At 64.5% G+C, this 25,386-nt stretch carries 22 protein-coding genes; 5 read left to right on the forward strand and 17 right to left on the reverse strand.

Annotated elements, in window-relative coordinates:
• Window positions 1–25: 25 nt before the first annotated feature.
• The 7 genes from ACH488_RS09195 to ACH488_RS09225 all read right to left on the reverse strand — a co-directional run bounded on the left by ACH488_RS09195 (window position 26) and on the right by ACH488_RS09225 (window position 7,161).
• Window positions 26–1,147: a Gfo/Idh/MocA family protein gene (locus ACH488_RS09195; RefSeq protein ID WP_397323709.1), complete on the reverse strand. Its 1,122-nt coding sequence runs from the start codon at window positions 1,145–1,147 to the stop codon at window positions 26–28.
• The gene (locus ACH488_RS09200) at window positions 1,144–1,908 is read right to left on the reverse strand and encodes a sugar phosphate isomerase/epimerase family protein (protein WP_397323710.1); all 765 of its coding nucleotides are present in this window, start codon (window positions 1,906–1,908) and stop codon (window positions 1,144–1,146) included. The genes ACH488_RS09195 and ACH488_RS09200 overlap by 4 nt, the downstream gene beginning before the upstream one ends.
• A 66-nt stretch (window positions 1,909–1,974) precedes the next feature.
• Complete coding sequence (locus tag ACH488_RS09205; protein ID WP_397323712.1) at window positions 1,975–2,868, reverse strand: carbohydrate ABC transporter permease; 894 nt, start codon at window positions 2,866–2,868, stop codon at window positions 1,975–1,977.
• Complete coding sequence (locus ACH488_RS09210) at window positions 2,868–3,836, reverse strand: carbohydrate ABC transporter permease (protein WP_397323714.1); 969 nt, start codon at window positions 3,834–3,836, stop codon at window positions 2,868–2,870. Before ACH488_RS09210 ends, ACH488_RS09205 begins: the two co-directional genes overlap by 1 nt.
• Window positions 3,837–3,847: 11 nt before the next feature.
• Window positions 3,848–5,167, reverse strand: a complete 1,320-nt coding sequence (locus tag ACH488_RS09215) for an ABC transporter substrate-binding protein (protein ID WP_397323715.1) — start codon at window positions 5,165–5,167, stop codon at window positions 3,848–3,850.
• A gap of 111 nt (window positions 5,168–5,278) precedes the next feature.
• On the reverse strand, window positions 5,279–6,073 hold the full coding sequence (locus ACH488_RS09220) for a hypothetical protein (RefSeq protein ID WP_397323716.1): 795 nt from the start codon (window positions 6,071–6,073) through the stop codon (window positions 5,279–5,281).
• A complete protein-coding gene (locus ACH488_RS09225) occupies window positions 6,070–7,161 on the reverse strand; it encodes a Gfo/Idh/MocA family protein (protein ID WP_397323718.1) in 1,092 nt (363 codons plus the stop codon). Before ACH488_RS09225 ends, ACH488_RS09220 begins: the two co-directional genes overlap by 4 nt.
• Window positions 7,162–7,350: 189 nt before the next feature.
• Between ACH488_RS09225 and ACH488_RS09230 the strand changes: the two genes are divergently transcribed.
• Both ACH488_RS09230 and ACH488_RS09235 read left to right on the forward strand, forming a co-directional pair.
• Window positions 7,351–8,571 carry an ROK family transcriptional regulator gene (locus ACH488_RS09230; protein ID WP_397323720.1) on the forward strand — a complete coding sequence of 407 codons (1,221 nt, stop codon included), beginning with the start codon at window positions 7,351–7,353 and terminating at the stop codon, window positions 8,569–8,571.
• A gap of 85 nt (window positions 8,572–8,656) precedes the next feature.
• Window positions 8,657–9,850, forward strand: coding sequence for a CynX/NimT family MFS transporter (locus ACH488_RS09235; RefSeq protein WP_397323721.1), 1,194 nt, complete (start codon window positions 8,657–8,659; stop codon window positions 9,848–9,850).
• 248 nt (window positions 9,851–10,098) lie between these two features.
• On the opposite strand, the gene aceB is transcribed toward ACH488_RS09235, so the two are convergent.
• On the reverse strand, window positions 10,099–11,751 hold the full coding sequence (gene aceB, locus ACH488_RS09240) for a malate synthase A (RefSeq protein ID WP_397323723.1): 1,653 nt from the start codon (window positions 11,749–11,751) through the stop codon (window positions 10,099–10,101).
• A 206-nt stretch (window positions 11,752–11,957) separates the two neighbouring features.
• Window positions 11,958–13,271, reverse strand: coding sequence for an isocitrate lyase (gene aceA, locus ACH488_RS09245; RefSeq protein ID WP_397323724.1), 1,314 nt, complete (start codon window positions 13,269–13,271; stop codon window positions 11,958–11,960).
• Between the two features lie 143 nt (window positions 13,272–13,414).
• On the opposite strand from aceA, the gene ACH488_RS09250 reads away from it, so the two are divergent.
• Window positions 13,415–14,929, forward strand: coding sequence for a helix-turn-helix domain-containing protein (locus ACH488_RS09250; protein WP_397323725.1), 1,515 nt, complete (start codon window positions 13,415–13,417; stop codon window positions 14,927–14,929).
• Window positions 14,930–15,089: 160 nt separating this feature from the next.
• On the forward strand, window positions 15,090–16,382 hold the full coding sequence (locus tag ACH488_RS09255; protein WP_397323726.1) for a serpin family protein: 1,293 nt from the start codon (window positions 15,090–15,092) through the stop codon (window positions 16,380–16,382).
• A gap of 125 nt (window positions 16,383–16,507) precedes the next feature.
• On the opposite strand, the gene ACH488_RS09260 is transcribed toward ACH488_RS09255, so the two are convergent.
• From ACH488_RS09260 to ACH488_RS09270, 3 genes are read right to left on the reverse strand one after another with little or no spacing between them, the layout of a single operon-like run.
• On the reverse strand, window positions 16,508–17,047 hold the full coding sequence (locus tag ACH488_RS09260; protein ID WP_397323727.1) for a DUF6036 family nucleotidyltransferase: 540 nt from the start codon (window positions 17,045–17,047) through the stop codon (window positions 16,508–16,510).
• Window positions 17,037–17,579 carry a hypothetical protein gene (locus ACH488_RS09265; protein ID WP_397323729.1) on the reverse strand — a complete coding sequence of 181 codons (543 nt, stop codon included), beginning with the start codon at window positions 17,577–17,579 and terminating at the stop codon, window positions 17,037–17,039. The genes ACH488_RS09260 and ACH488_RS09265 overlap by 11 nt, the downstream gene beginning before the upstream one ends.
• A gap of 27 nt (window positions 17,580–17,606) precedes the next feature.
• Window positions 17,607–18,221 (reverse strand): TetR/AcrR family transcriptional regulator, encoded by a 615-nt coding sequence (locus tag ACH488_RS09270; RefSeq protein WP_397323730.1) that lies wholly within the window; start codon window positions 18,219–18,221, stop codon window positions 17,607–17,609.
• Between the two features lie 295 nt (window positions 18,222–18,516).
• On the opposite strand from ACH488_RS09270, the gene ACH488_RS09275 reads away from it, so the two are divergent.
• On the forward strand, window positions 18,517–19,446 hold the full coding sequence (locus ACH488_RS09275) for a cytochrome b/b6 domain-containing protein (RefSeq protein WP_397323732.1): 930 nt from the start codon (window positions 18,517–18,519) through the stop codon (window positions 19,444–19,446).
• On the opposite strand, the gene ACH488_RS09280 is transcribed toward ACH488_RS09275, so the two are convergent.
• The 5 genes from ACH488_RS09280 to ACH488_RS09300 all read right to left on the reverse strand — a co-directional run bounded on the left by ACH488_RS09280 (window position 19,443) and on the right by ACH488_RS09300 (window position 24,868).
• Window positions 19,443–20,279 carry a hydroxymethylpyrimidine/phosphomethylpyrimidine kinase gene (locus ACH488_RS09280; protein ID WP_397323734.1) on the reverse strand — a complete coding sequence of 279 codons (837 nt, stop codon included), beginning with the start codon at window positions 20,277–20,279 and terminating at the stop codon, window positions 19,443–19,445. The two genes, ACH488_RS09275 and ACH488_RS09280, sit on opposite strands and share 4 nt — an antisense overlap.
• A 43-nt stretch (window positions 20,280–20,322) precedes the next feature.
• Window positions 20,323–21,297: a TAXI family TRAP transporter solute-binding subunit gene (locus ACH488_RS09285; protein ID WP_397323735.1), complete on the reverse strand. Its 975-nt coding sequence runs from the start codon at window positions 21,295–21,297 to the stop codon at window positions 20,323–20,325.
• The gene (locus tag ACH488_RS09290; RefSeq protein WP_397323737.1) at window positions 21,290–22,696 is read right to left on the reverse strand and encodes a sensor histidine kinase; all 1,407 of its coding nucleotides are present in this window, start codon (window positions 22,694–22,696) and stop codon (window positions 21,290–21,292) included. Before ACH488_RS09290 ends, ACH488_RS09285 begins: the two co-directional genes overlap by 8 nt.
• Complete coding sequence (locus ACH488_RS09295; RefSeq protein ID WP_397323738.1) at window positions 22,693–23,355, reverse strand: response regulator transcription factor; 663 nt, start codon at window positions 23,353–23,355, stop codon at window positions 22,693–22,695. Before ACH488_RS09295 ends, ACH488_RS09290 begins: the two co-directional genes overlap by 4 nt.
• Before the next feature lie 130 nt (window positions 23,356–23,485).
• On the reverse strand, window positions 23,486–24,868 hold the full coding sequence (locus ACH488_RS09300; protein ID WP_397323739.1) for an MFS transporter: 1,383 nt from the start codon (window positions 24,866–24,868) through the stop codon (window positions 23,486–23,488).
• Window positions 24,869–25,386 lie beyond the last annotated feature (518 nt).

Here is a 25,386-nt window from a genome sequence, read left to right on the forward strand (position 1 = left end):
TCTCTTTCTCTCGCTTGGCGAGCTGCTAGAGCGTTGCTGTTTCGGGGGCCCAGTCTTCAGGGACCGCGGCCGAAACGGGGGCGTTGCTGGTGACGTCCACAAAGGAACCGGACTCGACGGACTCGGAGATCGAGACCATGGTGTCCAGCACGTGGTAGGCGAGGTCGCCGGTGGCGCGGTGAGCCGTGCCGGAACGCAGGGCACGGGCCATGTCCAGCACACCGAGGCCGCGGCCTTGGGCCGGTCCGGTGGCGGGGATGATCTCCGGTTCTTCCGCACCCGGACGCCAGAGCTTGAGGTCGCCGTCGAAGTAGTTCGGGTCCGGCAGCGAGAGCGTCGCTTCGGTGCCGGTGATTTCGACGAAGCCCATCCGCAGGCGCGGGGACTCGAAGGAGAACACGCTGTGGCTGGACTGTCCGCCTTCGAACTGCGCCATCGCGGAGACGTGCGTGGGGACCTCGACGGCGAACTCCTCGCCTGCCTTGGGGCCGGAACCAACTATCCGGGTCTTCTTCGCGGCGGAGCCGACGGCGGCCACCTTGCGGACCGAACCGAAGGTCTGGATCAGGGCCGTGAGGTAGTACGGGCCCATGTCGAACAGCGGGCCCGCGCCCTGGGCGAACAGGAACGCCGGGTTCGGGTGCCAGGATTCCGGGCCGGGGGTCTGGAACGTGGTCATGCCCGTCAACGGGGTGCCGATATCACCGCGTTCGATGATCCGCCGCGCGGTCTGCAGCCCGGCGCCGAGGAACGTGTCCGGGGCGGTGCCCAAGCGGATGCCCGCGGCGTCGGCGGCCTTGAGCAGACCGAGCCCGGATTCGCGGTCCAGGGAGAACGGCTTCTCGGTCCACACGTGCTTGCCCGCGTTCACCGCGGCCGTGGCCACCTCGACGTGCGCGGCCGGGATGGTCAGGTTCACGATGATTTCGACGTCGGGATGGTTCAGTGCCAGCTCGGGGGCACCGAACTCGGGAATACCGTATTCCTTGGCCCGCGCCTCGGCTGCCTCAACGAACAGGTCCGCGATCACGTGGACTTTCAGGTCCGGGAACGTGGTGAGGTTATCCAGGTACTGCTTGGAGATGTTGCCCGCGCCGATGACGGCGACGCCAACAGGGCCCTTGCGGGTGGACGGTGCGAAGCTCATGCTTTGGCCCCCTGGTTCACAGCGCCTTCCGTTGCTGCTGCGTTGAGGTAGTTCAGGGACTCGGTGATGCCCTGGAAGATGTCTCCGGAGTAGTCATCGAATTCAACGACGCCTACTTCGAGGGACGTGGCTGCGGCGATGACATCCAGGACCGGGATGGTGCCCTGGCCGGCGGGCTGCTGGGCCTTGATGTCCGTGGTGGCCGGGCCGTCTTTGATGTGGATGAACTTTACGCGGTCACCCAGGCGGGCCAGCAACTCAACGGGATCCTGGCCGCCCACGGCTGCCCAGTACGTGTCTACTTCCAGGACCAGTTCCGGGTCCAGGAGGGACTCGAAGTACTCCAACGCGGTGGTGCCCTCGATGGTGGACTCGAGCTCCCAGGCGTGGTTGTGGTAGCCCACCCGGATGCCGTATTCGGCGCCCTTCTTCGCCGCTGCGTTGAGCTTGGCTGCGGTGGCCTGGATGTCCTCGGCGTTCTGCCAATGCTCGGCCGGAAGGTAGGGATCGATCACCGTGGCGATGCCCAACTCCTTCGCCGCGGCAAAGATCTCATCCTGGTCCTGGGACAACAGCGGCGCGTGGCCGGAAGGGGCCGTGAGCCCGTTTTCCTTCAACGCTGCGCCGAGCTCGGCAGCCGTGGCCACGAAGTTGTACGGCTCAACCTTCGTGAAACCGATCTCCGCGACCTTCTTGATGGTTCCAGGCAGGTCCTCGGCGATCGCGTTGCGGAGGGTGTACAGCTGGAGTGAGTAAGACATGGGATTCCTTTACAGGGAGTGGTTTTTTCTTGACGTTACGCTTCGGGTGCAGTGAGCGGGAGGGGCCTAGCGGCCTGCCAGGGATCCGCCGATTCCGCCGACGCTGAAGTATTTGTTCAGGGCGGCGAAGACGATGATGGGCGGGAGCATCATGATCACAGCCAATGCCATGACTCCGGACCAGTCGGTGAGGTTTTGCTGGAAGAAGGACTGGACGCCCATGGGGAGGGTGAAGATTTCGTTGGAGCGCAGGAACACGATCGCTACCAGGTAGTCGTTCCAAGCCAGGAGGAAGGCGAAGATCGCGGTGGACAGGATGCCCGGGAGCGAGTTGCGCAGCACCACTTTGGTGAAGGAACCGAACACGGAGCACCCGTCGATCCAGGAGGCTTCTTCGAGGCTGATCGGGATGGAGTCGAAGTAGGCGGCCATCATCCAGGTGGCCACGGTCATGGTGGAGCCGACGTAGATGATGGTCAGGCCCATGAGGTTGTCCACCAGGCCCATTGCCGCAAAGAGGATGAACAGCGGAACCACCGAGGTGATGATGGGCAGGGACTGCATGACGAACAGCAACAGGGAGTAGCCGGAGACTGCCTTGGACCGTCCGCGGGAGAGCACGTACCCGGCCGGAGCCGCGACGGCGACGGAGACAACCACGGTGGCCAGGGTGGTGATGAGGCTGTTCTGCAGCCAGATCCCGGCGAGGGTCTTGGAGAAGACCCCGGTGATGTTCTCGAGGGTGAGCCCGGTGGCGGTGCTGTTCGGGGCCGGGGTGAGGGCCAGGATGATGGTGACCATGATCGGCACCAGGACGATCGCGGTGATGACCAGGATCAGGGCGAACCGCCACCAGCGTCCGCGCATGCCGGCTTCGGACAGGACGCGGCGGGCTTTGCCGGGTTCTGCGATGCCCAGGGCGGGGCCGGACTCGGGATGGGCGTGGAGTACTGCGCTCATTATTCGACGCTCGACTTTCGGATCTGGCGGTACAGGATGACCGAGACGACTACCAGGGTGATGGTCATGAGGAAGGCGATAGCGACGCCGGGGCCGGTGGCGAAGTCCTGGAAGACCGTGCGGTAAGCCAGGACCACCAGGGACGTGGTGGCGTCAACAGGGCCGCCGCCGGTGAGCAGGTAGATGGTGGGGAAGTCGTTGACGCAGAAGATCGTCATCAAGATCCAGGAAATGTAGGTGGAGCGGGCGATCAGCGGGAGGGTGATCTGGGTGAACTGCTGGAACCGGGAGGCGCCGTCCATGCTGGCTGCTTCGTAGACGGTGTCATCCACCGAGGCCAGGGCCGCGGAGGTCATCATCATCATGAAGGGGAAGGACACCCACACCTTGAAGATCATCACGGTGACGGCGGCGAGGGTGGGATCGGCCAGGAAGAGCGGGGTGCCCAGGCCGAGGCCACGGAAGATCGAGGGGATCAGGCTGTCCGGGGTGGCAACCAGCCAGTTCCAAGCGGTGGAGGACACCACGATCGGGACCACCCAGGGCAGGAGCAGCAGGACCTTGAAGGTGCCGCCGGCGGGGATCTTGGTGCGGAGCAGCAGTGCCAGGCCAAGGCCCACGGCCCAGGAGCCGAACACGCCAACAATGGTGAACAGAAGGGTGAACTGGGCGGCTTTCCAGAACGCTGGGGAGGACAGGACCTGCTGGAAGTTCTGGATCCCGACGAAGTCGCCGGTCTGGATCAGGTTGCCGTCGTGGGTGGCCTGGACGCCTGCCTGGAAGAGCGGGTAGCCGTGGATCAGGACCAGCAGGATCACCGAGGGGAGCAGGAGCCAGAAGAACGTCTTGGTGGCCTGGGCGGAGAGCTTGCTCTTCCGGTTCAGGTTCAGGGACCCGCCCCCGGGCCCGCCGGGGGCGAGCCCCTTGCGGGCCCGGGCCAGGCCGGACTGCGCTGTAGTGGAGGACATGGTGCCGGCGCCTACTTCTTCAGGACGGACTTGAGGCCCGTTTCAAAGGCCGTCAGTGCGGACTTGGCGTCGGTCTTGCCGGTGAGGACGGTCTGGGTGAATTGGTTCAGTGCCTGGCCGCCGTCCAGGGCTGCGAGGTCGGCGCTGAGGGTGGTGCCCTGGGAAGCGAAGGTCTTCGCGATCGGGACGTATTCCTTGACGATCTTGACGTTGTTGGCGTCGGCCGTGAATTCGGGGAGCTCGGTGATGGATTTGAACACGGGCAGGGCGTTCATGAGCTTCTGCTGCCACAGTTCCTTGAGCTTGCCCAGGTAGTACACCACGAACTCTTCCGAGGCCTCCTGGGACGGGGTGTTGGTGTACATCATGATGTTGTTCGGGAAGATCAGCGCGGCCTTGTCCCCGTGCGGGCCGGCGATGGGGCTTGCCACGACGAGGTCGCCGGAGGTGTCGCCTACCCGCTCGGGAACACCGAGGGTCAGCATGCCGTAGGCGGCCTTGCCGTCTTTCCACTGGGCGTTGAGGTTGTCCGAGGTGTAGCTGACGGCTGCGGGATCGATGACGCCGTTGGAGACGAGTTCGAGCATGAACTCGATCGCTTCGACGTTGCGGTCATTCATGACGTCCAGCTGGCCGTCCTTGGTGAATACGCCGCCGCCGTTGTTGATCATCATCATGATCATCAAGTGGTTGCCGATGTTGTTGCCCGCACCCGAACCGGTGGCGAAGCCCACGGCGCCGAGGGACTTCATCTTCTTGCCCGCCTCCAGCAGGGAAGCCCAGTCAGTGGGGACCGCGACGCCGGCCTTGTCGAACAGGGACTTGCGGTACCAGAGCGGACGGATATCCAGCTGCCATGGGACGGCGACGTAGCCCTTGGACGTCTTGAAGGGTTCCACCACACCGGGCAGGAAGTCGTCGAACATGCCGTTGGACTTGAGCTTGTCGATGACCTTGTCCGCGTAGGCGATCTGTCCCTGCTCCTCGAACTGGAATGCCTGGAAGCCACCACCGGTGGAGACGGCCGGGCCGGTCTTGGAAGCGATGGCCGAGGAGAACGTCTGGTAGAAGTTGTTCCACTGGATGATCTGGTACGTGGCCTTGCTGTTGGCCCCGGAGAATCCTTCGGCAATCTTCTTGGCGGCGTCGTTGTAGGCCGGCGTGGCCCACGGCATGTCCCAGAACTTGATGCTGCCGCCGGCACCGCCTCCGCCCTGCGAGGCCGAGCCGCCACCGCAGGCGGCCAGCAGCGGAACCGACGCGGCGGCTGCCGTCAGGCCGAGGAAACCGCGGCGGGAAAAGGCTTTGTTGGCTGCGGGCTGAACATTCATGATGATTCCTTTCGTGACCGGTCCACTTTCCTGGTGGCCGGGCCAGCTCAACGTTGAGAAGGGCAAATGCTGTGAATGACTGGTACTGCTTCTTGTGAAAAAGGTTGCGAACTAGGAGAGGGTGGACAGGGACTCCGTCAGCACCGCAAAGCGGTCCAGATCGGAAGGGGCGGTGCCGGCGTCGAGGTGTTCCTTGAGCCGGCGCCAGGTGGCGCGGTGTGCGGATTCGTAAAGCGTCGGCAGGAGCAGTTCGCCCTGCGGTCCGGTGACTCTGACCGTGGCCGGCCACGCAGCCATGGGCTCCGGAAGCGCAACGCTGGCGCCGCCGTCGTCCGTCAACAGGCTGATGTGGACGCCTGCGGGACGTGCGCTGGAGACGATGCCTTGCAGCGCCGCGGGCGCGCCGTTGGCGAGCTGCGCGGACACTGTATAGCCGTGCGTTCCCCGGTTGAGGAGCCGGAGGTTCTCGAGCGGACCGGTCAAACGCACGACGGCGGCGAGATGGTCCGCGAGTAGCGCACCTGCGTCGCTGCCCGCCGCGGCGGTAGCCACTGAGTCGAGGAGCGCGGCGCGTCCAGCCATGGTGCGGACGGCATCTTCGGCTCCGGCAGCCGCAGGGTTCGAAGCCCAGCGCTGGTCCAGGACGATCGCGGTTCCGCTGGCGTTCGCCGCCTGCTGGAGTTTGGACAGGCTTTCGGAGGCCGGGTTCACGACGACGATGCCGCGTGCACCGGCGTCGATCGCTTCGATGGCCTGGCCGGTCCAGCCGGGGCGGCCGCTGATGACGTGGACATCGGCCGTGGTGGAGGCGTGGGCGAACGTTTCGGGCAGGGACGCGACGGACAAGGCAACGGCGCCCGCTTCCTGTGCTTCCGGGGACGTCTGGACCGTGTAGTGCTTGCTCATGCGTGCGCTCCTTCGCGGACGGCCTGCTGGGCGTTGTGGTCCGCGTCCACGCGGGCTGCAGTTGCTTCGGCGATGTCCAGGGCGAACGTAAGGTCGTCGATCAACGTCCGGGCGGCCGGTGCCTGCTTGGTTCCGGTGGCGATGGCTGCCAACTCGCGCCACTCGCCCTCGTAGCCGTTGTGGTCGAACGGGCCGTGGACGGTTGTGTCTGCGCCACGGCTGAACGTGGCCACCGCGGAACCGGCTTGCACATAGGAAGGGGTGAAATCGATGCGGACGGCCTCGTCGTCGGAGAAGGCCTCAAAGCTCCATTCGGGCTTCCACGTGTTGTTCATGGCCGCGCGCAATTCGATGGTGCGCGTTGGCGTGCGGAGGGAAATGACGTAGCCGAACGGGCGGACGTGCCGTGCTTCGAGGACCTCGACCTCCTCGAAGTCGGGGGTGAAGCGGCGGACCAGCGGGAGGTCGTGGATGGCCAGGCCCATGACGCCGCCGCGGAGCATGCCTTTGACCACCTCGATGTCCGAGTAGTCCGGAGTCCCACCGGCCGGTCGGGTGATGATCTCCGTGGCGAAGTCCTCAAAACGGGCATTCGGCGGGAGGACGATCGAGGAGCGGATGGTGTGGGCCGTCTCCGGAAGATCACCCCAGTTGGCTTCCGCAGCGAGCCAGCCGGGATCGAAGGTGTGCATGGCGCCCACGATGATCGGCACTCCCGTTTCTTCGCTGACGGCCGAGATCTGTGCGGCCTCTTCGGCGTTCCAGGCGAACGGCTTCTCGCAAAGAACCGCCTTCTTGCCGGCACGGCATGCTGCGATGACCTGCTCTGCATGGAACTGGTGCGGGCTGCAGATTGCAACGACGTCTACTTGGGGGTCGCCCAGGAGGGCATCAATGCTGGTGCTGTGGGTAGCGCCCACCCGTGCGGCGACGGATTCGGCCACCGCGGGGTCCACGTCCATGATGTGGCGGACGGTGAGGAGATCGCCCAGGCGGGCGAGGGAGGGCAGGTGGATTGCCTGCGTGACGGGACCGGCGCCGAGGATGCCGACTCCGAGGGTTCGGGCGGCGTCTGTGTGGCTGGACAAGTTCAGTTACCTCTTCGTAAGCAGAATCAGAACGGGAGATCGACGCCGGCGATACCGGACATCGTTTGTTGTGATGTGGTGCTGCTCACAACCTATGGGGACTTTTGCCGAGCGTCAAGCAAAAGTTGAAATATTCCCGACAATCTTTTGGTGCGTGACACGCATAACCATCCGTGCTTCACTGTTTCCATGACCTCAGCCCCCGGAAATGACGCTGGCAAAGAAGCCTCTGCACAAGAGGCCGGCAGTCTTTCGCGCGCTGGTGATCTGTTTCAATTGCTTCGCGACGGACAAGCCCGGACCCGCGCCGAACTTGCCCTGACCACCGGTCTGGCGCGGTCCACCGTCGCCTCGCGCATCGACGCCCTCATCAGTTCCGGACTCGTTGGTCCCGCTGGTGAGGCAAGCTCCAGCGGCGGAAGGCCGCCGTCGCGCTTTGCCTTCAACCCCGCAGCTCGGGTGGTCCTGGCCGTCGACGTGGGTGCCACGCACGTGATCGTCGCCGTCACCGACCTCGGCGGAAAGGTCCTGGCCGAGCGGCGCCTCAAGCAGGAAGTCGCCGACGGTCCGGAAGTTGTCCTAGGCAAGGTCATCGCCGCGGGCAAGGAACTGCTGATCGAAGCCGGACGCGACGTCGGAGACCTCGCCGGCATGGGCATCGGCCTGCCGGGTCCCGTGGAACACGACACCGGACGGCCCGTGAAGCCGCCGATCATGCCCGGTTGGGACGGCTTCGACGTCGTCCCTTACGTCCAGCGCTCACTGCCCGTTCCGGTGCTGGTGGACAACGACGTGAACATCATGGCGCTCGGCGAACGAACCGCCTACTGGCCCGAGCACGAGAACTTCCTGTTCATCAAAGTGGCTACCGGCATCGGCGCGGGCATCATCAGCAGCGGTGACCTGCAGCGCGGCGCCAACGGTACGGCCGGCGACCTGGGGCACGTCCGCGTGCCGCGGGGCGACGATGTCCTCTGCCGGTGTGGCAACCACGGGTGCCTCGAAGCGCTGGCCTCAGGTCCCGCCGTCGCCCGTCAATTGGCGGCCCAAGGGCTGGAAGCCGTCTCCGGCGCGGACGTGCTGCGCCTGGTGGCCGAGGGAAACCTGCAGGCGATCCAGGCGCTCCGCCAGGCCGGCAGGGACGTCGGCGATGTCCTGGCCACCGTAGTCAACCTGCTCAACCCGTCCATGATCGTCATTGGCGGCAGCGTGGGGGAGGCCGGGGAACACCTGGTGGCCGGCATCCGCGAGGTGGTTTACCGCCGCTCGCTGCCGTTGGCCACCACACACTTGCGGATCGGCATCTCCATGGCCGGCGACCGGGCGGCCATCCTCGGCGCAAGCCAGATGGTCACCCAGCACGTGCTGTCGCCCGCCGTGATCGAAGCCACGCTGCAAGCCACCGGTTAGGAACGACTTCCGGCGCCTTGGTGGCTGCAGGCGTGATAGCAATGAAAGTGATGAAAACGCTTCCCGCCATTTCTGTGCCTGCGCCATGAGCCACCTCCTCGCCAAAGTCCCGCGCGGTTGGCTGATCCTCGCGTGCATAGGCCTTATTGCCCTTAACATGCGCGGGCCTTTTGTCGCCGTTGCCCCTGTGGTGGATTCGCTGCGGCAGGACCTGGGGTTCTCCCCGGTTGAACTCGGCCTGCTGACCGGCATTCCTGTGTTGTGCTTCTCGCTCGCATCTCCGCTGGCATCCATGGCCGGACGGCGGTTCGGGGCAGAGTTCGCCATCATGCTCACCCTGCTGGGCGTCCTGGCAGGCGTAGTGATCCGTTCGAGTGGCGGCGGCGTGCCCGTCATGGTGGGTACGGTCCTCATCGGCGTGGCCATCACCATCGGCAACATTGCGGTGCCCTTGATCATCAGGCGCGACTTCGCGCCCCGCCGGCAAGCCACCGCGATGGGCGTCTACACGGCTGCGTTGAATATCGGCTCGTTCCTGACGTCCGTGGTCACTGCGCCGTTGGCTGATCTGCTGGGCTGGCGGCTCTCCCTCGCTGCGAGTGCGTTGCTGGCGTTGGCGGCGATCGTGTTCTGGCTGCCTACCGTTGGTGTGCGACGGGCCCTGGTTCCGTCGCCGGTTCCGCCCGTGGCTGCTTCGGCTTCCGGTCCGACGCGCGGAGTTGGCTGGCTCGTTGCCGGGCTCACGCTGGGCTTCGCCGGCCAGGCGTTCTCCTACTACGGCGTCACCGCGTGGCTGCCGAGCTTCCTGTCCGACGAACTCGCCATGGGGACCGCCGAAGCGGGTGCGGGATCGTCGCTGTTCCAGATCTTCGCGATTGTGGGCGGCCTGGGCGTTCCACTTCTGGCGCGCTTTTCAAGTACGACGACGGTGGCGGTCACCTTGAGCGTGCTGTGGTTGACCGTTCCCGTTGGCCTGTTGTTCGCGCCCGGCCAGTGGTGGCTGTGGTCCTCGCTGGGCGGGATTGCCCAGGGCGGCGGCATCACAGTCATCTTCATCGCCGTCATCAAGTTCGCCCATTCCCAGGCAGCGGCGGGGAAGATGTCCGCCGTCGTGCAGGGCGTGGGCTACTGCTTCGCCGCCTTGGCTCCGACGATCGTTGGCTACGTGCACAGCGTGTCTGGCGGCTGGACGGTTCCGCTGCTGGTGATCCTGGGCTCAGTGCTCACGTTCTGCATCTGCACCACGTTGTCCGTGCGCTGGGTAGCCCGCCAATCCTGAGCCGCCCGCAAGGTGAGCCGCCCGCGCAAGGCGAGTGCCGCCGTCGTGCGTACCCAACTGGGTCGCAGTTCAGGTCGTTCCCAGCGCTGGGAACGACGCGAACTGCGACTTACTTGGGTGCGGGAAAGCCCCGGTACTGGGCTGCCTCCCCGGCCTTCGGGGTCACTTGTTGCGAAGAGTGCAGGCAGCCCAGCGTCGGGGCTTTGGTGTCCGCGGCGTGGGTCGCGGGGCTTTGGTATGGCCGTTCGCTAGGCGGCGACCAATTCTTCTTGCGTGGCTTCTTCCTTGGCTTCGGTGAGGAAGCGGGCGTAGGCCGGGATGGTCAGGAAGGTGGGGAATTCTTCGGTGAGGGTGACTTCTTCGAAGATGCTGCGGGCGTCTGCGAAGCGGTCTCCGTCGAAGCGTTCCAGCCGGGCGAATTCCTCGTCCAGCATGTCCTGGACCCATTCACGGGTGATGATGTCGCCGTGTTCGGTGATGGCGTGGGCGTGGATCCACTGCCACAGCTGGGAGCGGGAGATCTCCGCGGTGGCGGCGTCTTCCATGAGGTTGTGGATGGCCACGGCCCCGTTGCCGCGGAGCCAGGACTCGATGTAGCGGATGCCTACCTCGATGTTGATTCGGATGCCGGCTTCCGTGATGGTGCCCTCGGTGGTGGAGATGTCGATCAGGGCACGGTCGTCCGGGGTGACGTCCTCGCGGCTGCGGTCCAGCTGGTTGGGCTTGTCGCCGAGTACTGAGTCGAAGACTTCGCGGGCCACAGGAACCAGGTCCGGGTGGGCTACCCAGGAGCCATCGAAGCCGTCGTTGGCTTCGCGGGTCTTGTCGGTCCGGACTTTCTCGAAGGACGCGGCGTTGGCTGCTTCGTCCTTGCGGTTCGGTACTGCGGCCGCCATGCCTCCGATGGCCATGGCACCGCGGCGGTGGCAGGCCCGGACCAGTTGCTCGGTGTAGGCCCGCATGAACGGCTGGGTCATGGTCACCTGTCCGCGGTCCGGGAGCACGAAGCGCGGGCCACGGATGCGGAAGTTCTTGATCAGGGAGAAGATGTAGTCCCAACGACCAGCGTTGAGGCCCGCCGCGTGGTCGCGCAGTTCGTACAGGATCTCTTCCATTTCGAACGCGGCGGTGATGGTTTCGATCAGCACGGTGGCGCGGATGGTGCCCTGCGGGATGCCGAGCAGGTCCTGGGCCAGGATGAAGATGTCGTTCCAGAGCCGTGCTTCGAGGTGGTTCTCGATCTTGGGCAGGTAGAAGTACGGGCCCTTGCCCTGGGCCAGCAGGCGGCGGGCGTTGTGGAAGAAGTAGAGCCCGAAGTCCACGATGCCGCCGGCGATCGGCTTGCCATCGATGAGCAGGTGCTTCTCCGGCAGGTGCCAGCCACGGGGACGGACCACGATGGTGGGCAGCTCGTCGGCGGGCCTAAGCTTGTACTCCTTGCCCTCGGGGGAGGTGAAGTCGATCCGGCGCTCCAAGGCATCGGTCAGGTTCAGCTGGCCCTGGATGACGTTGCGCCACGTCGGCGTGGAGGAATCCTCCATGTCCGCCAGCCACACCTTCGCCCCCGAGTTCAGCGCGTTGATGGTCATCTTCTTGTCCACCGGACCCGTGATCTCCACGCGGCGGTCCTCCAATCCCGGTGCCGGGGGAGCCACCCGCCAGGACGGGTCGTTACGGATGCCCTCGGTCTGCGGCAGGAAGCGCGGGTCCTGGCCACTCGAGATTGCGTTGCGGCGGGCGTGCCGCGCCTGCATCAGCTCCTGCCGCCGATCGGCGACCGCCCGGTGCAGCTTCCAAACGAACTCAAGGGCGTCGGGAGTGAGGACCTCGTTCTGCCGCGAGATGGGCTGCGCGGTCAACGTGATGCCATTAATAGTGAAGTTGTCGGTGAAGCTGTTCATTTCGAGACTCCTAAGAAAATGTTCGACGGCGGCGCTTCCGTGAGGTGCGCAAGAGGCCGGAGGTGCGGTGATGCGGCAGCCTGCGTAAAGGGGCCCTGTGCCCGCCCCCGACCGAGTTCTACGAGGTCTTGGGGCGGGCATGGGGATAGCAGGCAGAGCATTGCCGCAGCGGAGACCGGAGGTGACGACCGCCGTCGGGGGTGTGGTTAGTGGAACTGGCCCTCTTCGGTCGATCCGACCAGTGCGAGGGTGGAGGCGTTCGGGTTGAGCGCTGTGGCGATGTCGTCGAAGTAGCCGGTGCCGACTTCGCGTTGGTGCTTGGTGGCGGTGTAGCCGCGGGATTCGGAGGCGAATTCCTTTTCCTGGAGCTCGACGTAGGCGCTCATGCCTTCGCGGGCGTAGCCGTGGGCGAGGTCGAACATCGAGTAGTTCAGGGCGTGGAAGCCGGCCAGGGTGATGAACTGGAACGTGAAGCCCATGGCGCCGAGTTCGCGCTGGAACTTGGCGATCGTGGCGTCGTCCAGGTGCTTGCGCCAGTTGAAGGACGGCGAGCAGTTGTAGGAGAGCATCTGGTCCGGGTACTCGGCCTTGACGGCTTCGGCGAACTTGCGGGCCAGTTCCAGGTCCGGGGTGCCCGTTTCCATCCAGATCAGGTCCGAGTACGGGGCGTAGGCCTTGGCGCGGGCGATGCAGGGTTCGATGCCGTTGCGGACCTTGTAGAAGCCCTCGGCGGTGCGTTCTCCGGTGATGAATTCGCGGTCGCGCTCGTCAACGTCCGAGGTGATCAGCGTTGCGGCTTCGGCGTCGGTGCGGGCAATGACCACCGTGGGGGTGCCAGCGACGTCGGCAGCCAGACGGGCCGCGTTCAGCGTGCGGATGTGCTGCTGGGTGGGGATCAGGACCTTGCCACCGAGGTGGCCGCACTTCTTCTCCGAAGCGAGCTGGTCTTCCCAGTGCACGCCCGAGGCGCCGGCGGTAATCATGGATTTCATGAGCTCGTAAGCGTTCAGCGGGCCACCGAAACCGGCCTCGGCATCGGCAACAATCGGGACCAGCCAGTCCTCGACCGTCTTGATGCCCTCGGCGTACTCGATCTGGTCGGCACGCAGCAGCGCGTTGTTGATACGGCGGACAACCTGCGGAACCGAGTTGGCCGGGTACAGCGACTGGTCCGGGTACGTGTGGCCGGAAAGGTTCGCGTCAGCGGCGACCTGCCAACCGGAGAGGTAGATGGCCCGCAGCCCGGCCTTGACCTGCTGCACTGCCTGGTTGCCGGTCAGGGCGCCCAGGGCGTTGGTGTAGCCACCGGTGGGAGCTTCCTCGGTGAGCTGCTTCCAAAGCTTCTCCGAACCACGGCGGGCCAGGGTGTGCTCTTCGGAGACGCGACCACGGAGGCGAACGACGTCGGTGGCCGAGTAATCACGGGTGACGCCCTCCCAGCGCGGGTTGGCGGACCATTCAAGTTCCAGTGCCGCTGCCTGCTCTTCTGCGGTCAACTCTGGTTCAAACGATGCGGTCATTGCATGTCTCCTTGTTGGTTCCCGGGCCGGCCTTGGCTGCGTCGTTGCAACGTCGGCCGGCTACCGGGGTCTGTATTTCTTTTTCGTGAGAACTACTTTTCTGCACTTTCAAGAGGCTTTCTAGAGGAAAACCATGGAAAGAAATGCAGTTCTTCGCGTATTCTCAAGAAATGTCGCCTGTGAGCTGGAGCCGCGACGTCGCGTCGCCGTCGTCGTCCCCTGTAACCCCCGAACTGGACGTCATCAGCCTGGGCCGCCGCGTTCGCCATTTGCGCAAGCAGGCGGGCCTGACGCTCGATGACCTGAGTGCCGCCGTCGGGACCGCACCAAGCCAGCTAAGCCTGATCGAAAACGGCAAACGCGAACCCAAACTGGGCCTGCTCCAGCAGCTCGCCGCCTCGCTGAATGTGAGCATCGACCAGTTGCTCGGGGCCGAGCCGCCGAGTCGTCGCGCGGCGCTCGAAATCGAGCTGGAACGGTACCAGCGCGGGCCTCTCTACGAGTCGCTGAACCTGCCCAAAATTCGCATCAGCTCGCGGCTTCCGCTGGATGTGCTGGAGTCCCAGGTGGGGCTGCTGCAGGAGCTCGAACGCAAACTGAACGAGCAGGTTGCGACGCCGGAAGAAGCCCGCCGCGCGAACGGCGAGTTGCGCGCCATGATGCGTGAGCGCGGCAACTATTTCCCTGAGTATGAGGCGGAGGCACAGAAGGTCCTCAAAGGGGTGGGCTACACGTCGGGTCCGCTGAGCCAGCACGTCATTGCGGACATCGCCGAGAACCTCGGTTTTTCGCTGCACCACGTGGGTGATTTGCCGCATTCGACGCGCTCGGTGACGGATTTGAAGAACCGCAGAATTTACCTCACACAGAACCAGCGGCAGGACCACGACCCCCGTTCGGTGCTGCTCCAGGCGCTGGGGCACTACGTCCTGGGCCATGGAACGCCACGCAACTACGGGGATTTCCTGGCCCAGCGGGTGGCCACCAACTACTTCGCGGCTGCGCTCCTGTTGCCCGAGCAAGCCACCGTTGACTTCCTGCAGAAGGCCAAAGCGGCCAAGGAAATCGCCGTGGAGGACATCAGGGATGCGTTCGCCGTTTCCTACGAGACTGCGGCCCACCGCTTCACCAACCTCGCCACCCAGCACCTGGGCATCACCACGCACTTCCAGAAAACCCACCAGTCGGGCATTATCTACAAGGCCTACGAGAACGACGGCGTCACCTTCCCGCAGGACCACACCGGGGCTATTGAGGGACAGCCGTCGTGCAAGGCCTGGACGTCGCGGGCAGTGTTCGATGTGCCGGATAAGTTCAGCGCCTACAGCCAGTACACGGATACTCCGTCCGGTACGTACTGGTGCACGGCCCGCACTGAAAGATCCGCAGCCGGCGAGTTCTCGCTTAGCATCGGGGTGCCGTACCAGCACGTGAAGTGGTTCCGGGGACGGGAGACCACGGCCCGTGCCACCTCCACCTGCCCGGACCCGAACTGCTGCAAGCGCCCGCCCGCCGCGTTGGCGAATGAGTGGGCCGGAAATGCGTGGCCCTCCGCCCGCGCCCACTCGCACCTGCTCGCGGCCATGCCCCCGGGCGCGTTCCCCGGCGTGGACGAGACAGAGGTGTACTCCTTCCTCGAGGCCCACTCCGGGCGCTGAGCTCCCTCCCAGGAATCCAACGCTCTCTCTCCTTCCCGCCTCTTTTCCCGATCGCTCTATCACCTTCTGGCAACATTCGAGCATCCCTCTCTCACTTCACGTGAGTTTGGACCGCTTCCGGGGCACCATGAAGCCATCACTGTTTCAAGGGGGAAGTGTCATGGCCCGGACCTTGCTGAGGTTTGCTTCTGTATCTTTGGTGGGCGCGCTGGTAGCCCTGGCTGCCTGCGCGCCCCAGCCAGCCGCCGTCGTGCTTGTGAAGGCCGACGGCGTCACCCGGGTTTCGGTGCAAACGGAGGACTACGGCGCGCAACTGGAGGCCCTGAACGCTTCCGCCCGGAAGCTCGGGGACGCGCTCCTGGCCGACGGGGGCGACGGAACCAACGGCAACGTGGTGTCCTCTCCCGCCAGCGTGCTCATCGCGCTGGGCATGCTGCGGGCCGGAACGTCCGGCGCCACGGCCGCGGAGATGGACGCTGTCCTGGGTCTGCCCGCTCAGGGACGCGACGAGGCCATGAACGCGCTGCTCACCTCGCTGGAAAAGTACGACGGCGACCCCGGCTCGGTTGACGAGAACAACCCGCCGCGGAAGCCTGTGATGCACGCTGCGAACGGGCTGTTCGTGGAGCGCTCGACTCCCACGGGGCAGGATTTCCTGGCGACCCTGGGGCGGCAGTATGGCACGGGCGTGTACCCGGTGGCCTTCCAGGATGAGGCCGCGACGAAGCCCGCAATCGACCGCTGGGTCAGCGACAACACCGGCGGGCGGATCAAGGAGGCTCCCGCCGGATACGATCCCAAGAACACGTTCAGCCTGGTCAATGCGCTGTACTTCGCGGCCGCGTGGCAGACCCCCTTCAGCGCGAACGACACCTATGACCGGCCCTTCACCAAGACCGGCGGCCAGGTGGTGAATGTGCCCACCATGGGTGAAACGGTCAGTATGAAGTACGCAGAGGCCGCTGGCTGGAAGGCCGTGGACCTGCCGTACGCTGAAGGTTTTGTGATGCGGTTGGTACTGCCCGACGCCGGTACGCCGGGTTCGGATTCTCCGGCTGCGGTTTCGGCGGAGGTGCTTGCCGGGGTTGGGAAATCGTTGGCTGAGGCTCCCTCGGACCTGGTCACCATCAGTCTGCCGAAGTGGGACCACAAGACCACCTTCGACCTGCGGAAGGTGTTCAAATCTCTGGGGCTCAAGGAGATGCTGGCAACCGAGAGCGACTTCGACGCCATCCAGGGTGGGATGAGGCTCACCCAGGCGGCCCAGGCTGCAAACATCAAGGTCGCCGAAAAGGGGACGGTGGCGGCTGCAGTAACCCAGATGAACGCAACGGACTCTGCTGGTAGGGGCTCCGAGCGCGAGATTATCCTGGACCACCCGTTCCACTATCAGATCCTGCATTCGGAGACGGGTCTGCCGTTGTTCACGGGCTGGGTGGCGGATCCGCGGTGAGGGCTGCCCGGAGACCTGGGCCCGTGGTCTCGAGTACGCGGCATCCGCGCGGTGACGCCGGAAGTTTCCGGGGGCCTTCGGCGGTTTCCCGCGACCTCGGCGCAGGACTACGTCCGCAGCACAGCTCAGCTGTTTAGGGAACTTGCCCAAGCCAAGGCGTTTGCCCGGCGGTGTTCTGCCGGGTCGATGAGCTTAATGCGCTCCACCAAGGCGACTGGGTCAATGAGTTTCGACTCAACAAGGGCAACGACGAACGCATGGTCCTTGGTCCTGCCGGCAATGAGCTTGGCAGCGCAGAGGTCGTACGGGTCCAGACATAGACCCGTGCTGTTCTTTGTGTTTTCGTTCCGGACGCTGACCAGCCTGAACTCCCAATCGCGTGGGAGCACAGCCGTTCCCCTGCCGACTCCCTGCACGTAGAAGCCGAACTGTGCGTGAAACGGAGACCACTCGCCGATGGCCGCGTCAATGCTGTCTGCCAAGGTCCCGGCATCATCATCCGACATCGGTGCGATGTCCACTTCGTCCGACATGGTGGCCGCCACGGGCAACTGATCCTCGGTGAAGGAGCCCAGGATGGACTGGCTGCCAATGACAATGACACGATCGTTGTGGATGATTTCAGTGGCAGCCCGAATGGCGTGCTCTAGTTCTTCACGGCGCAAAAGCAGCTGCCTTCTTGATTGCGATCAAGCGCTCTTGGTCAGAGAGCGCTCCAGCGAAGGGGCTCATCTGCCTGAGTTCAGTGGCGAAAGGGCTGTCCTCGAGCATCGCCTCATCAATCTCTGCCACCGGTCGGCCCAGGAGTTGGTCCCATTTGTCTACCCACTCATCGGCAACGCTGCTTCTGGGCCTTTCGCGCATTTTCTTGACCCCCGCGCGACCTATGCTGCGGATTTTCTCTTCATCAGCGTGCAGCTTGAGGCTCAACTGGATGTGCAATTCAAACGGGATGCGTTCTTCCCTGCGCACCAGATGTGGGCGTCGGGAACGGGCGGACTTCAGGGACGCCTGGACAACGGCGGGGCTGGAATGAATTCTCTTGGCGATGTCTCGAATCGACAGTCCTAAGGCATGGAGAGACAGGATGGCCTCCTGCCTCCGATGGGCAGCCACCAGTTGTTCGAGGCGTAATTGCTCGCTGATTCTGCCGAGGTCTTCAGCTTCCTGAACCAATTCGTCGACGTTGATGTCCATATTGTATGGTACCCCCGTGCAACTACGCTAACCAGCCAGCCGTGCCACCAGCACTGCCGCAGCGTTGACGACGTCGTCCGCTTCCCGCTTGGTGGCACTCAAGGCGACCTCCTGGCCGGCAACGGTGATGATGTCCGTGATCACCGCAACGGTGAGCCGGCCCAAGGTGTCCTCGCTGGTACCGAGCAGGACGGAGTTTTGGCGGACCCATTCCCGCCCGCGTTCGCGCCGGAGGAGTTCGAAGCCCGGGGGAGTGTCGCCCTGGATGAAGACGCGTTCCAAAGCGCGATGTTTCCATGTGTAGTCGAAGTAGCTTCGGCTGCCCACGTTGAACAGCGCCAGGGGGTCGCTCTCTCCCGTCTTGCGGGCCTTGGCCACCGCAGCAGCGACGAGCCGCTCGTGTTCGTTCTGGTAGTCGTCCCACAAAGCCAGGAAGAGCTCAGTCTTGCCGCCGAAGTGGTGGTACAGGCTGCCAACGCTGGAGCCGGAGCGCGCAACAATGTCCGAGATGCCGGCGTCAGTGAAGCCTTGTTCGGAGAAGACAGAGGCGGCCGCGTCGAGGAGGTTGCGCCGTGTAACAGCCGTGCGCTGCCACTGCCAGGAACCGGCATGGACTGCGGCATCGGATGCTTTTCGAACCATCAGTCCTCCTGGATGCAGCCTCGGTGTGTCGTCGGGGCTCAATTCTGGAAGGCGTACCCACGGAACCGGCTGGCAGCGCCACAATATCCTTGACCCAGCCCCAAGCTACAGGAAATAATTCTGAAAGTCTGTTCTAGAAATATGTATTGCAGTATGTAACCAAATGCTGCGATTTTTGACGCCGAACGCCCCAAAACCCGGGTGCCGTTTTCACCGTCGGGCAGCAACTGGTTGAATCGCTATGAGAGAGCGCCAACTGGTCGCACGCCAACAAGCCAGAGAGGAACGCGGCCTGATGTCCGTTTCAAGCAAGTCGTCCGGGATCACGTCGAACAGGTGGTTCAAACCCGTCGTCGTTACGGCAGGGGCTCTGGTAGTCGCGCTGATCCTGGTGCTCATCGCCATCTGGCTTCGCACGCTGGATCCCGTCAAGCAGTTCCTGGTCGACTACCCCGGGCACTCCGCCATCCCGGAGGGCACCCCCACAGGCTTCCCGGCCTGGCTCGGGTGGCAGCACTTCCTCAACATGTTCTTCCTTGTCCTGATCATCCGATCCGGGTGGCAGGTACGGACCACCACTCGTCCACCGGCGTACTGGACCCGTAACAACAAGGGCTTCATCAAGACCAAGAACCCGCCCGGCAAGATCAGCCTGGATCTCTGGTTCCACCTGACACTGGATGCCTTGTGGGTGCTCAACGGCATCATCTTCATTGTGCTTCTCTTCGCCACCGGCCAATGGCTGCGGATTGTGCCCACCAGCTGGGACGTGTTCCCGAACGCCGTCTCGGCCGGACTGCAGTATGCCTCGCTGAACTGGCCCGTGGAAAACGGCTGGAACAACTACAACTCGCTGCAGTTGCTGACCTACTTCATTACGGTCTTCATTGCCTCCCCGCTTGCCATCATCACCGGCCTGCGCATGTCCGGTGCGTGGCCCAAGAAGGCTGCGGTCAACAAGTTCTACCCGATCGAGCTGGCCCGCAAGATCCACTTCCCCGTGATGATCTACTTCGTGGCATTCGTGATCGTTCACGTGACGCTGGTCCTGGCCACGGGCGCACTGAACAACCTGAACCACATGTACGCCTCGAACAACGACGTCAGCTGGTGGGGCTTCGGTATCTTCGCAGCGTCCATCGTGTTCACGGCTGCGGCGTGGTTCCTGGCCCGGCCGCTGTTCCTGCGCCCGATCGCTTCCTTGATGGGCAAGGTTTCGCGCTAGCTCAGCGCCCCACCCTGCCACAGCGCGTCGAACGGTGCGCCCGAGGCGACGCGGTTCTTGATGCCCGCGGTCACGAAAGCCTTGGCCGTGCGGGCAGCTTCCAGCGGGGTGGCGCCCTTGGCCAGTTCCGCGGTTACGGCTGCAGCAAGCGAGCAACCGGCACCGGACACAGCCACCTCGCCCACCTTGGGAGCGCGCAGGACTTCCAGCGTCTCGCCATCGTAGAAAACGTCGACGGCGTCAGCACCTTCCAGCCGCACCCCACCCTTGGCGAGCACTGCTGCACCGCTCAGCTCGTGGATGCGGATGGCTGCGGCCTTGAGGGATTCCTCGTCCGTGATGGTCAGCCCGGACAAGGACTCGGCCTCGAAGTGGTTCGGCGTCACGAACGTGGCGAGGGGAAGAATCTGGGCCTTGAGCGCCTGGTCGGTGTCCAGTGCGTGGCCCGGCTCCTGGCCCTTGCAGATCAGGACCGGGTCCAGGACCACGTTGGCAAAAGAACCTTCGGACAAAGCCTGCTCGACCGTGCTGATCGTCGCGGGGCTTCCAAGCATGCCGATCTTTACGGTGTCCAACACCGAAGGTGCGCCTGAACCGGCGCCGTATGCCGCCGTCGTGGCTTCAAGTTGGTCAGCGATGACTTGCTGGTCCACCGGCACAAAGCGGTGGTTCCACTGGTCCTTGGGATCGAACGAAACGATGCACGTGAGGTTGACGATGCCGAAGACTCCCAGTTCCTGGAAGGTCTTGAGGTCGGCTTGCGCACCGGCGCCGCCGGTCGCTTCCGAGCCGGCGATGGTCAGTGCAATGGCGGGGGAAACGGCTGAAGTCATGGATCCTATTTTGGCAGTTGCCCGGCGTCGCTCCTAAACGGTGCTAGCCGTGCAGCGCCTGGTACGCAGCTACGGCAGCAGGGTGCAGGGGAACGCCGGCCGTGTTGATAAGCGTCTCCGGACTGAGGAACTGGACGCCGGCACTGGAAGCGGGCACCAGGTCCCTGGCATGCTCCACGAGCAGTTCCACCGTGCCCGTGGCCAGTTCATCAGGCAGGTCACGCCGGCAAAGCAGCAGGTTGGCCACGCCCACAGTCCAGACAGCGGGTGCCTGGCCGTAGCTGTTGGCCGGGATCAGTACGCGGTCGTAGAAGAAGCCGGACTGCGCCCTGGTGGCCGGAATGATGCCGGAGAGATCCAGCAGCCGCAGTCCGGTTTCCTTGGCGGCAGCCACGACCGGTGCAGTGGGTACACCCCCGGATTGGATCATCACGTCGATTGACCCGTCCTTCAAGGCCGCGAGGGCTTGGTTCAGTCCAAGGTTCACCTGCTTCAGGGCCCTGCCCGGACCCTGTTCCGGCCCCAGCCCGGCCGCGGCAATGATCCTTGCGGCGGTGAGGGTGGTTCCGGAGCCCACTTCGCCTACGGCCGCGGTCTTGCCCACCAGCTCGGAGAATGAACGGATTCCGCTGTCCTCCCGGACTATGCAGTGGACGTAGTTCTCGTACACCTTGCCCAGAGCCACCAACCCGTCGCCCCGCCCGTGGGCAGCAGCTTCGACCACCGCGGTATCAGCCAGGGCGACGGCGAGTGTCGCGTCGCCGGACAGGACCCGCCTGACGTTGTCCAGGCTTCCTCCGGTGACCACGGGTGTCGCGGTCCCGGCGACGCCCTCGCGTTGCAGCAGCCCGGCCAACAGGGTGGCGAACTCGAGGTAGAAGCCGCCCGACTCGCCGCCGGCAACGGTCAGCTGAGGCCTGGGCGCCGGAGTGCACGCGGAGGCGGACACCAGCAGCCCGCCTGCTCCGAAGGCCAGCCCGGCCCGCAGGACGGCCCGCCGCGGCATCAATTCACGCATCGGATCCGCCTGCGAATTCCAGCCGCGCTGCAAGTCCTTGCGGCTCCCGGGCGTCCAGGAACAGCGCGCCGCCGTTGGCCTCGGCCAGGCGTTCCACAATGGTCATGCCCAAGCCGTTCCCGGGAAGGTTGCTGTGCTGCGGCGCCCGCCAGAACCGGCTTGTGGAAGCAGCGCGCTGTTCGGCACTGAGGCCTGGACCGTCGTCGGAAATGACGACGGCGGCACCTCCTTGGGTGGGCCGGGCCGAGACGGCGATGCGGCCGCCTGGAGCGTACTTGATGGCATTGGCCAGGAGTTCGCCCACCATTTGGCCCAGCTCTTCGGGGTCGCAACGGATGGCCAGTGGCTTACCCGGCTGGGCAAGGGTGACGGTGCAGCCCGCCCGTTTCGCTGCGGGTTCGGCACGTTCCACTTCGCCCTGGAGCACGGGCATGGGGTCAATCACGCTTTGCCGTCGGTGCTCCGAGGCCTGCGCTGTTCCAGCAGCCCCCGCAACGGCGCGGTGTTCCGCCGCAGCCAGCTTCAGCACGCCGTCGAGCATGTGTTCCACGCGGTCCAGTTCCGCAACGACTCCCGCCGCTGCGGCCTCGCCGGGTGTGTTCCGCAGTTCGAGTTGCAGCAGGTCGATCCGCAGCCGCAGGGCACCCACCGGGTTGCGGAGTTGGTGGGAGGTATCGGCGATCAGTTGGCGCTGCGATGCCATGCTCGCGCTGACCGTGTTGGCCATTGCGGTGAACGAGCGGCTGAGCTCGCGCAGTTCCGGCGGACCCGCTTCGGGGAGTTGGCTGGTTTTCCCGGTTTCTTCGAGTTCGTGCACCGCCTTGCTGAGCCTGTGCACCGGCCGCAGCACCCAGCCGGTGACCCGCGCCGCCGCCATCAGCAGCACTGCGAACATCGCCAGTGCCGCAAGCCCGACGACAAACCACCGCTCCCGTAGTTTCGCCCTGGCAGCGCTGGGATCGACTTCCAGGACCGTTTCGCCGAGTACCTGGCTTGCCGTGCCGAAGGACCGCGAAATGGTTTCCGTCCCGGTCTCGAAGGGCTGGACCGTGCTGATTGTGGTGTCGCTGAGGTTGAGGCTGGCCCGGCTGATGGCCTCTTCCACGTCCCGACGGTCTTCGGAGAGGTTGCCCGACCGTAGGGTTTTCTCCTGCAGCCGGATCAGGATTCCTTCTCCGTAGAGCTCGGAGTACCGGTCCATTTCACGCTGGAGTTGCGTGGTGTCATTGTCGTTTGAGGCATCGTTGGCCAGTTGGGCGAAGCGGTTGAGGGCGGCCACGCGGTTGATCTGGACTTCCTGGGTGATCTCCCGCCCGGCCGAGCTGAGGATCACGCTGGACACCGTGACCACAAGGAGCACCGCGATGACGCCGAGGATGCCCAGGACACGGACTCTCATTTTTGCTCCACCCGGTACCCGACGCCGCGGACGTTGATGATGAAACCAGGAAGCTTGAGCTTGGCCCGCAGCCCGGTGAGGTGGACGTCCAGGGAGCGGGAGTGCGCCAGGAACGCGTCACCCCAGAGGGCATCGAGGATCTGTTCGCGGGTCACCACGGACCCTGCGTTCTTGGCGAGCAGGGCGAGGAGGTCGAATTCCGTGGCGGTCAGGGACAGTTCGCGATGTTCGACGGCGGCTACCCTGCGGTCGAGGTCTACGGTGAGGGGTCCGAGCGTGATCTGTTGTGGAGCGCTGGGGCCGGAGCGGTTGGTCCGTCGGGTCACGGCTTCGATGCGGGCGAGCAGTTCCACGAGCTTCACGGGTTTGACCAGATAGTCGTCGGCTCCGGAGCGCAGGCCCAGGACCACGCTCCGCTCATCGTCCCTTGCCGTGAGGATGAGGATGGGGGCGTGCGTGACTTGGCGGAGCTTGCGAAGGACATCCAGGCCGTCCATGTCCGGGAGGCCCAGATCCAGGAGGATGACCTCGTGGTTGCGATGATCGAGCAGCGCGTCCTCGCCACGGGAAACCCGGGTGGGCTTGTGGCCCGCCGAAGCCACGGCGGCACTGAGTGCGGAGGCCATAGCGTCGTCGTCCTCGACAATGAGCACGTGCACGGTGGGTGTTCTCCTTGCGTTTTGCTGGGCGGTCCGTCTTGGACGTTACTCCTTTCCTTAAATTTGTGAGGCCCACTTTGCGCCCTTTGGAACAATCCAAGGGCGCAAAGCGGGCCTCACAAAGGGGGCCTTAGGCGTCGACGAGGTCCTTCTTGCCGTCCCCGCGACCTTCCCAGGCGTGGCCCTGTTCGGTGTCCAGGTGCGTGGCCTTCTTGTTCTTGAGCGCGAAGATGTAAACCAGCAGTGAGATGAAAATGGCCGCCGTGACGTAGGTGAAGAACAGGTTCTCCTGGCCGGCCTTCTGCAGCGCCGCACCGATCAATGGAACCGTGCCGCCGAACAGCGAGTTGGCGATCGCGTAACCCAGCCCAACGCCGAGGGCGCGGATGGATGCCGGGAAGAGCTCGGCCTTCACCAGTGCGTTGATCGACGTATAGCCGCCCACCATCAGCAGCCCGCCCATCATGAGCAGGAAGGCCATGAACGGATCCTTGGTGCCGGCGAGCATGGAGAGGAGCGGCCACGTGAACAGGACACCCGTCACGCCGAACCACACCAGCAGCGGCTTGCGGCCGATCTTGTCCGAAATCATGCCGTAGACCGGCTGCAGGAGCATGAAGATGAACAGTGCCCAGAAGTTGATGACGGAGGTGTCGGTTTTGGGGATGCCGGACGTATCGTTCATGAACTTCAAAATGAAGTTGGTGTACGTGTAGAACGCCACCGTGCCGCCAAGGGTGATGCCGATGCAGATCAGCAGCGGCTTCCAGTGCTTGGTGAACAAGAGCTTCATGGTGCCGGGCTGCGCTTCGCCTGCAACCTTGACGTGGGCGGCACGGATCTGGTCGGCCGAAACGGTTTCTTCCATCGAACGGCGGAGCCACAGGACCACCAGGGCTGCCACGCCACCGATAGCGAACGGAATGCGCCAACCCCACTCGGTCAGGGCTTCTTTGGTCATGGTGTTCTGCAGGATCACGAGTACCAGGAGGGCCAGCATCTGTCCGCCGACCAGCGTCACGTACTGGAAGCTCGAGAAGAAGCCTCGGCGCTTGGCGGTTGCCGCCTCGGACATGTACGTGGCGCTTGTCCCGTACTCACCGCCCACGGAGAAGCCTTGGACTACGCGGACGAACACCAAGAGGATCATCGCCCAGAGGCCGATCACGTCCTGGGTCGGGAGGATGGCGATGGCGAACGAACCTGCTGACATCATGGTCACGCTCAGCGTCAGCGCGGCCTTTCGGCCCTTGCGGTCAGCGTAACGGCCGAAGAACCAACTGCCGATCGGACGCATGAGGAACGACGTCGAGAAGACCGCCATCGCTTCAAGCCCGGCCTGGAGATCGTCCGAGGAATTGAAGAAGTGCGACTGGAAGTACGCCGCGAACGCCGTGTAGACGTACACGTCGAACCACTCCACGAGGTTGCCCGCGGAGCCCTTGAGGATATTGCCCACGGCCTTGCGGGTTTGTGCCGCCTCGCTGAGGGGCGCAGCTTGTTGGGTGCTCATCAATGAACCTTCCTGGCCGGCTGCGCACGCGGCAGCCGTGTCTTTCATGAGTTCGTTCTGTCCATGAAGCTCGTGCTCATGGCGTCCTTGCGCATGGCTCTTCGTCGACTGGGAAAGGCCCTCTTGGGGTGAAGAGGACGTATTCCAAACTAGGGGTGATGCACGGCACAACCAACGCGGGAGGGGATTTCCTAACACTTCCTTAGGTTTCGGGTCGCGTTTGGCGACGTACGACGGCGGCACGCAGCTTGGGCGCCCGACGACCCTTTCGCTGTGGCCCCCGGATGCTCTCTCACGGATTGGCCGGTGTGGGCGGACGCTCTCTCACCGAATGGCCGGTGTGGGCGGACGCTCTCTCACCGAATGACCGGTCTGGGCGGACCTTCTCTCCCCAGCCGCCCGCTGGCCGTGGCTTTCCTGCAAAGCCAGGAATATGGTTCATGCCATGAGCGCACTTCACCGAGCAGCTCTTGTCTTGAAGCATGACGCAGCCAATGTTCCGCTCCCGCCGGGCCAGA

Source organism: Paenarthrobacter sp. NPDC018779, from assembly GCF_044391085.1.
Taxonomy (GTDB): Bacteria; Actinomycetota; Actinomycetes; order Actinomycetales; family Micrococcaceae; genus Arthrobacter.

Excerpts from the sequence above, each read along its gene's own strand:
- ACH488_RS09195 (WP_397323709.1), bottom strand. The coding sequence starts at position 1,147 with ATGAGCTTCGCACCGTCCACCCGCAAGGGCCCTGTTGGCGTCGCCGTC.
- ACH488_RS09200 (WP_397323710.1), bottom strand. The coding sequence starts at position 1,908 with ATGTCTTACTCACTCCAGCTGTACACCCTCCGCAACGCGATCGCCGAG.
- ACH488_RS09205 (WP_397323712.1), bottom strand. The coding sequence starts at position 2,868 with ATGAGCGCAGTACTCCACGCCCATCCCGAGTCCGGCCCCGCCCTGGGC.
- ACH488_RS09210 (WP_397323714.1), bottom strand. The coding sequence starts at position 3,836 with ATGTCCTCCACTACAGCGCAGTCCGGCCTGGCCCGGGCCCGCAAGGGG.
- ACH488_RS09215 (WP_397323715.1), bottom strand. The coding sequence starts at position 5,167 with ATGAATGTTCAGCCCGCAGCCAACAAAGCCTTTTCCCGCCGCGGTTTC.
- ACH488_RS09220 (WP_397323716.1), bottom strand. The coding sequence starts at position 6,073 with ATGAGCAAGCACTACACGGTCCAGACGTCCCCGGAAGCACAGGAAGCG.
- ACH488_RS09230 (WP_397323720.1), top strand. The coding sequence starts at position 7,351 with ATGACCTCAGCCCCCGGAAATGACGCTGGCAAAGAAGCCTCTGCACAA.
- ACH488_RS09235 (WP_397323721.1), top strand. The coding sequence starts at position 8,657 with ATGAGCCACCTCCTCGCCAAAGTCCCGCGCGGTTGGCTGATCCTCGCG.
- aceB (WP_397323723.1), bottom strand. The coding sequence starts at position 11,751 with ATGAACAGCTTCACCGACAACTTCACTATTAATGGCATCACGTTGACC.
- aceA (WP_397323724.1), bottom strand. The coding sequence starts at position 13,271 with ATGACCGCATCGTTTGAACCAGAGTTGACCGCAGAAGAGCAGGCAGCG.
- ACH488_RS09250 (WP_397323725.1), top strand. The coding sequence starts at position 13,415 with ATGCAGTTCTTCGCGTATTCTCAAGAAATGTCGCCTGTGAGCTGGAGC.
- ACH488_RS09255 (WP_397323726.1), top strand. The coding sequence starts at position 15,090 with ATGGCCCGGACCTTGCTGAGGTTTGCTTCTGTATCTTTGGTGGGCGCG.
- ACH488_RS09265 (WP_397323729.1), bottom strand. The coding sequence starts at position 17,579 with ATGGACATCAACGTCGACGAATTGGTTCAGGAAGCTGAAGACCTCGGC.
- ACH488_RS09270 (WP_397323730.1), bottom strand. The coding sequence starts at position 18,221 with ATGGTTCGAAAAGCATCCGATGCCGCAGTCCATGCCGGTTCCTGGCAG.
- ACH488_RS09275 (WP_397323732.1), top strand. The coding sequence starts at position 18,517 with ATGTCCGTTTCAAGCAAGTCGTCCGGGATCACGTCGAACAGGTGGTTC.
- ACH488_RS09280 (WP_397323734.1), bottom strand. The coding sequence starts at position 20,279 with ATGACTTCAGCCGTTTCCCCCGCCATTGCACTGACCATCGCCGGCTCG.
- ACH488_RS09285 (WP_397323735.1), bottom strand. The coding sequence starts at position 21,297 with ATGCGTGAATTGATGCCGCGGCGGGCCGTCCTGCGGGCCGGGCTGGCC.
- ACH488_RS09290 (WP_397323737.1), bottom strand. The coding sequence starts at position 22,696 with ATGAGAGTCCGTGTCCTGGGCATCCTCGGCGTCATCGCGGTGCTCCTT.
- ACH488_RS09300 (WP_397323739.1), bottom strand. The coding sequence starts at position 24,868 with ATGAGCACCCAACAAGCTGCGCCCCTCAGCGAGGCGGCACAAACCCGC.